Here is a 6730-nt window from a genome sequence, read left to right on the forward strand (position 1 = left end):
CTTTCAAGTGACCGATTAAATCGGTTAATTGAAAGTCGAGGATGTTGATTGCTCATTACTTTGTTTTATCGCTTTTTTCTTACGAATGGCGAACCATTCATAAGGGCAGTTTTGCTCGTTGTTCAGTTTTCAAAGAACAATTTCTTTTTTGTGTCATCCGTCATGTGTTTCAGCGGCGACTTAGATAATATATCATGTATGCCCAACTGAATGCAACCCTTTTTTTAAAGTTTTTTTGATCTTTTTTTAATGGATATTTCTACCTGTAATTACGCACATTCAGCGCATAACGGGAGAGCTCTTTTGGCGAGGCAATACGCGCATACATCCGGAAGATGATTTTATAGCGGCGGGTAATGGCTTGCTTAATATCTCCATCCAATCGATTGTCATTGAGATCAAGCAGCATTTCATCTAATTCTTTGCGCAGGACGTAATCGAGTTCTTTGCATTCTTTGTCGTTGAATAGGATTCCTAGCATGTTTATTGTGCGCCCTCCTAAGGTACGGTCCGAGTTCTATTGACAACAAAAACGGCGCCCGCGCTTTCGCATCACGACGCCGCTTTAATGTTATGCACAATAAACAGGAATTTTATTACACAGGTCTCATCATTTGCATGACCCAAATGCTAACCGTACTTTCAATAACAGCTGCGACAAGCAAACCTACTGTAAGAATAACGACTACCGGTACGCTGCGGATAACGAAAAACTCAATTGCCTTTCCCGCTTCCCCTACCTTGCGATTAGGCAGAATCGCTGCGAGCAGCATTTTCCATACGAGCGCGCCAAACTTCATCCCGTAAGCACTTGCGATTACGATAGCCGGTATCTCAATAATACCGTGCGGCAGCAAGCCCACAAGCGTAACAAACATATCTCCCGTACCGTTCGTAACGGCAATATGCTGCAGCAGATACCCGATGACCATTCCATTAAGAATAAGAAAGAACATCGGGATCAGTCCGAAGAAAGAACCTATATAGATGATAAAAACCGATTTGATCGCGTTGTTTAGAAAAATAAAGACCATAAAGGCAAGAGTCGGGTTACTGCTCTCTTGCAGCGTATTAGCCAATCCCCCGAGCGCAGCGATTTGCTGCTCCAAATAATTGGCGAAAGCTGTATTCGTCGCGCCAACGAAGATGCCCGCGGCGAACAATATATACCCGAAAGTAATATATGGCCCCATTGCTTTGAAGTGCGCCCTAATGGCGTTCCATTTAAATATGGTCGTCTCCTCCTCTTCCGACACCAGAATTCGAACAAGCATGAATAACTTTGTTGTACGAGCATAGATTGTACTAGAACAAGCTTTCAATAGAGAGGAGAGCCTGCCTGAGATGAACTTCTTTTATGTATTAAACGGCCGTAAAATCAAACGTTATTTCCTGCTGTCGCTAGCTCTGGTTTTTTCCGTCGGTATTATTTACGCTGAACGGGACAACATCACTGTCTTCTCACCGCAGCAGCCGGCTGCTATTTACAGCGTGCCGACCGAGAAAAAAGTAATTGCCCTGACCTTCGACATCAGTTGGGGAGAAAAAAGAACAGAGCCCATCCTGCAAGTGCTGAAAGAAAAAGGCATCACGCAAGCTACATTCTTTCTATCGTCGCCATGGAGCCAATCCCATCCGGATATCGTGAAAAAAATTCTCGATGCCGGTTATGAAATCGGAAGCCACGGTCACAAGCATGACAATTACAGCAAGCTGAACGACGAGGAGATTCGTACCCAGATCAAGACCGCGCACACCATCTTGTCCGACATTACCGGCAAACAGCCGAACTTGCTGCGTCTGCCTAACGGAGATTTTGACAAACGGGTGCTCCGTATCGCCGAAGAACTCAACTATAAGGTCATTCAGTGGGATACCGACTCTATGGACTGGATGAGCATCGGCACTGATAAAATCATTAACCGCGTCGTCAGCCGCGCACACAACGGCGACATTGTCCTCATGCACGCAAGCGATTCCGCCAAGCAAACGGCAGAAGCGCTGCCAGCCATTATCGATCAGCTTCGCTCCAAAGGCTATGATTTCGTATCCGTTACGGAATTGATCTCCCAAACCGAAGCACAAGGAAGCGCTGTTAAAGACAAAACAACCTCAACTTCGCTGGCGGAAAGATTGAATGCCGCAGAAGAATATTGAAATTGGATAGGCCTCAATTAGGCAACCGGCTTTGCGGATGGCGCAGGGCTGGTTGCTTCTTTTTGCAGCAAGCGCGGCAGCATTAGAATTTGATAAGCGTTACACGCGAACAGCGGAATCATCATGAAAATAATGGCCGTCATATTCGTCTCTCCTTGAAGAGCTGGCCATGCCTCGATAAAGGTAATGAAGAACATCAGAAACAGCGTCGGAATAAAAGCGCTGCGATTGGTTTGTTTCACTTTTACATATGCTACAGCCAGGGAGCCTAACGCTAACCCTAACGGCAGCACCCAGAAAAACCAGTCATTCGTCCGTTGCCCGAACAACAGATATCCTAATCCGCCAAAGGCAAATAGCGTTGTGTAACCTTGCAGCGCATTCCATAAATAGCTTTTGCGGAAGACGCTTAGCGCAATATAGTTCAAAGTCAAATAAGCAAAGAAGCCCATCTGGCTAAATGCTCCCATCATCAGGCCTACAAGCGCCATCATCAAAGCATTCATGCTCGCAGCGTTCAAACCCATTACGCCGAACTCGCTATCCAAACCGCGCATAATGGAACCGAAGACAGCAGTTACGACAGCTCCAACCGCCATACAGCTCCAAAAAAGAAAAAACCATTTTCGTAAAGTCACGATTCTGACCCTCCTAAATTTTATGTGAACCGGTATACCTACCCATTTCACCAAGTTTTATTTTAACACGTTCCCATGAAAAAGCTAAGCCGCAAGCATGATAATCCGGTGAACTTTAAAGCATACTACTCCATAATAACAACAGTCATGCCACAGAAGGGAGATAAACGGAGCATGCTTAGAAAATGGGCTTTATTAACGGCTCTATGCGCCGTAACATTCGTACTGACCAGCTGCGGGGCCGAATCATCGGGATCTAATCAGCAGACAAGCTATAAAGACATGAAATCCATGGTAATCGACATCCTGAAGACGGAGGATGCGCAAAAGGCGCTGCAGGAATCCGCGTCACAAATGTCCGGCTATAACGCCAGCGCATCCAAGCTCCTGTCCGTTCAAGATCAAGAACAGGTTCGCCTGGCCGTTAAGGAAGTACTGGTTGCCCCGGAATATGATAAAGTGCTCAAAACGTTAATGACGGACACCCGATTCGCAGGCGAGTTCGCTAAAGCGGTCAATAAACAGAACAAAGACATTCACAAGCAGCTGCTCAAAGACCCGAGCTATCAGGAACAATTAATTAAAGTTATGAAAAGTCCGGAAATGGACAAGATGATACTCGATGTGCTGCAAAGCACGCAATATAAAAAGCAAGTGATGTCCTTGATGCAAGAATCGATGCAAAATCCGTTGTTCCGGCTGGAAGTGCTTGATCTTATGAAGAAGGCCGTCCAAGAGGAACTCAAACCTAAACCGAATGAGAAAGTCCAGAAGAGCGGCGGTCAATCAGGCGAATCCCAAGGCAACGACGATTCCGGCGATTCCGAGGAATCTGGCTCCGGCGACTCGCAAGGCCAAGATTCATCCACGTAAGTTAAAAAAAGCCTCAGCTTCGTGTATCGGCTGTTCCTATGCCAATACACGCAAAGCTGAGGCTTATTCTTTGTCCATTTATTTGCCGCATTGATCGATTACACGATCCGCCAGCTCCAGGTATAACTGTCCCGTTTCCGACTCGGCTTTGTATACCGAAGGCGAGAAATCTGGCTCCGAAATATGGTTGTCCGGCTGACCGAGTGGAATTTGCGCAAGCAAGTCAGCATGAAGCGACTCCGCGAGCTTCGCGCCTCCCCCGCGTCCGAAGATATATTCCGGCTCCCCGCATTTACTGCATTTGTAGTAGGCCATATTCTCCACGACGCCGATAATTTCATGATTCGTCTTAATTGCCATCGCCCCTGCGCGCGCTGCTACGAATGCTGCCGTAGCATGCGGTGTCGTTACGATGATCTCTTTGCTTTGCGGAATGATCTGATGCACGTCAAGCGCAACGTCTCCAGTACCCGGAGGCAGGTCAAGCAGCAAATAGTCCAACTCGCCCCACTCGATTTCAGAGAAGAAGTTGCGCAGCATTTTACCCAGCATCGGGCCGCGCCATACAATCGGGCTGTTGTCTTCAACGAAGAAGCCCATCGAAATTACTTTTACGCCAAAACGCTCGATCGGAATGACCCGGTCGTTCACTAATTCTGGGCGACTCTCAATGCCCATCATATCCGGTACGCTGAAGCCATAGATGTCGGCATCCATAATACCGACGCGTTTGCCTTTTCTAGCCAATGCGACAGCCAGATTAACCGTTACGGTCGATTTGCCGACCCCGCCTTTGCCGCTGGCAACCGCGATAAACTCCACTTTGCTCGCTGGGTCAAGCAGCGAGCTGCTCAGTCCCGCGCCGTGACCTTGCACGGGAGCCGCTTCTGCAGCGGACTGCTTGTTCGCCGCTGAAGTCGCCGCTCCTGCCCCGCTGCCTTGCGCTGCATTCGCGCTTGGCGCAGGCTGCGCCTCGCGGAAACGGAAGTGCACCGCTTCGGCGCCGGCTTGCGTTAGCGCCTCACGCAGCGCCGATTCCAGCGCCGGCTTCGTCTCGGCGCTTGCCAAGACGACCGTCAATGAAACTTGACGGTCCTTTACAACGACATCGCGGAATTGCACTGCATCCGCGCTATATGCTTCCGTCACTGAACCGACGGCTTCTAATGCCTGCTCTCGCGTTAACATAGGGATGTCCCACCTTTATATGCATTGCTTGCTAATTCGCTTGTTTATAATGATTATAACACAACGCTAGCGATTAGTTTACAGGCGGGCTAATCTTCTCCCCTGATGTGTAACGCAATATGCCTTGATAAATCGATGCCGCCACTTTCCGCTGGTAATCCGCATCCGCCAGCTGCGAAGCCTCCCCAGGGTTGGACAGAAAACCGACTTCTACAAGCGCGGTCGGAATATGATCCAGCTCCTTGAGCAAATAGACCGTTTTTTGCGTTGCTGCCAATCGGCTCGTATTTTCAAGATTGCGCTTAATTTCATCCTGGATCAGCAGCGCCAGCCCCTGGTTCTCTGGATGATTATCCGGATGGTAGAACGTTTGTGCGCCCGACCATTTTGCCGATGGGATACTGTTCATGTGAATACTGACCGCAAGGGCAGCGCCGCTATCTTTGATTTGACCTACCCTGCGCTGCAAGTCCTCGGTTTTACGCTTGCTGTATGCCCGGGTATCTCCGCTTGCCAGATCATAATCCCCTTCACGCGTCATGACAACTACTGCCCCCGCCTGCTGCAAATAATCTCTCAAGTATAGAGCAATAGCCAGATTCAGATCTTTCTCGACGACACCCTGCTTGCTCACCGCTCCTCCGTCCACACCGCCGTGCCCCGCATCGATTGCGATTGTTTTACCTGACAGCGGCAGTGTCCAATAAGTCGAGGTTCGAATAACGGGATTGCCCTGTGTGAAAATAAACCATGTCAATACAAGGGCTACCGCTCCCGCTGTCAGGCGAAGCATTCCCTTGTAGGTCATCCATACTACAAACCGTCCTCTTATTCGGCGCATAAAAAAACCACCCCGTCCCCTTTCAAATGATAACCTCTTAGCCATTTAGCGATGAATGGATAAGCTCTCTATCATTTATATGGGACGAGATGGTCGTTTATGAGTTCAGAACGCAAGGAAAGCAGGTCAAGTTCATGCCGGTTATCCGGTTATTAGCTGACAGGCTGTTCCGCCAAGCCTTCGATCAAAATTTTAGCAACTTCAGGGCGAGAGAACTCAGGCGGCGGGCAGATGCCATCGCGCAGCAAGGCGCGAACCTTCGTTCCCGACAGCGTCAGATGATCTTCCTTGCCATGCGGGCAAGTTTTCGTCGTCGCCATGTTGCCGCATTTCGTGCAGAAGAAGCTATGCTCGAAGTAAAGCGGAGTAATGCCGAGATCTTCGGCTGGAATGGTTTTGAGCAAATCTTGCGCTTCATAGGTGCCGTAGTAGTCGCCTACGCCAGCGTGGTCGCGGCCGACAATAAAGTGGCTGCAGCCGTAGTTTTTACGAACAAGCGCATGGAAGATCGCTTCACGCGGACCGGCATAACGCATAGCAGCCGGGAATACACCCAAAAATACGCGATCGCTCGGATAATAATGTTCCAACAGCGCCAGATAGCTCGTCATCCGTACGTTAGCCGGCACATCATCCGATTTCGTCTCGCCGACGAGCGGATTCAGGAATAGCGCATCGACGATTTCCATCGCCACTTTTTGAATATATTCATGCGCCCGGTGAATCGGGTTGCGAGTTTGGAAGCCAACAACCGTTTTCCAGCCCTTATCGGCAAAAATCCGGCGTGTTTCGCTTGGATCGAAGTAGAACTCCCCAAATTTCTCTGGCTGTGGACGATTCAGTACTGTAATCGCTCCACCTACGTATGTGGAAGGACGCGACAACAGCTTCTGTACGCCCGGATGTTCCAGATCATCCGTTTTGAATACTTGCACCGCTTCATGCTTGTGATCAACCGAGTAGATGCTCTCAATATCAATAATAGCGTACGTTACACCATCTTCGCCAACCAATGAAGCACGAGTACCGACTT

Annotated in this window: 8 protein-coding genes; 2 read left to right on the top strand and 6 right to left on the bottom strand. The window is 49.0% G+C overall.

Annotated elements, in window-relative coordinates:
- Positions 1-259: 259 nt before the first annotated feature.
- Both IEX98_RS28195 and IEX98_RS28200 read right to left on the bottom strand, forming a co-directional pair.
- Positions 260-481 carry a hypothetical protein gene (locus IEX98_RS28195; RefSeq protein WP_015847185.1) on the bottom strand — a complete coding sequence of 74 codons (222 nt, stop codon included), beginning with the start codon at positions 479-481 and terminating at the stop codon, positions 260-262.
- A 115-nt stretch (positions 482-596) separates the two neighbouring features.
- Positions 597-1274 carry a stage II sporulation protein M gene (locus IEX98_RS28200; RefSeq protein WP_229692434.1) on the bottom strand — a complete coding sequence of 226 codons (678 nt, stop codon included), beginning with the start codon at positions 1272-1274 and terminating at the stop codon, positions 597-599.
- A 70-nt stretch (positions 1275-1344) separates the two neighbouring features.
- On the opposite strand from IEX98_RS28200, the gene pdaB reads away from it, so the two are divergent.
- On the top strand, positions 1345-2157 hold the full coding sequence (pdaB, locus tag IEX98_RS28205) for a polysaccharide deacetylase family sporulation protein PdaB (protein WP_188893025.1): 813 nt from the start codon (positions 1345-1347) through the stop codon (positions 2155-2157).
- Positions 2158-2174: 17 nt separating this feature from the next.
- Here the strand turns inward: pdaB and IEX98_RS28210 are convergent, their stop codons facing one another.
- The gene (locus tag IEX98_RS28210) at positions 2175-2795 is read right to left on the bottom strand and encodes a KinB-signaling pathway activation protein (RefSeq protein WP_229692435.1); all 621 of its coding nucleotides are present in this window, start codon (positions 2793-2795) and stop codon (positions 2175-2177) included.
- 174 nt (positions 2796-2969) lie between these two features.
- Here IEX98_RS28210 and gerD point away from each other — a divergent pair, with 174 nt between their 5' ends.
- The gene (gene gerD / locus IEX98_RS28215; protein ID WP_188893026.1) at positions 2970-3668 is read left to right on the top strand and encodes a spore germination lipoprotein GerD; all 699 of its coding nucleotides are present in this window, start codon (positions 2970-2972) and stop codon (positions 3666-3668) included.
- Between the two features lie 78 nt (positions 3669-3746).
- Here the strand turns inward: gerD and IEX98_RS28220 are convergent, their stop codons facing one another.
- The 3 genes from IEX98_RS28220 to sat all read right to left on the bottom strand — a co-directional run.
- The gene (locus tag IEX98_RS28220; RefSeq protein WP_188893027.1) at positions 3747-4856 is read right to left on the bottom strand and encodes an Mrp/NBP35 family ATP-binding protein; all 1110 of its coding nucleotides are present in this window, start codon (positions 4854-4856) and stop codon (positions 3747-3749) included.
- A 73-nt stretch (positions 4857-4929) separates the two neighbouring features.
- Complete coding sequence (gene cwlD / locus IEX98_RS28225; protein ID WP_188893028.1) at positions 4930-5697, bottom strand: N-acetylmuramoyl-L-alanine amidase CwlD; 768 nt, start codon at positions 5695-5697, stop codon at positions 4930-4932.
- 152 nt (positions 5698-5849) lie between these two features.
- Positions 5850-6730 (bottom strand): sulfate adenylyltransferase (gene sat, locus IEX98_RS28230; protein ID WP_229692436.1); only part of this gene is annotated, 881 nt, incomplete at its 5' end.

Source organism: Paenibacillus radicis (ex Gao et al. 2016), assembly GCF_014641555.1.
In the GTDB taxonomy this organism is placed as follows: domain Bacteria; phylum Bacillota; class Bacilli; order Paenibacillales; family Paenibacillaceae; genus Pristimantibacillus; species Pristimantibacillus radicis.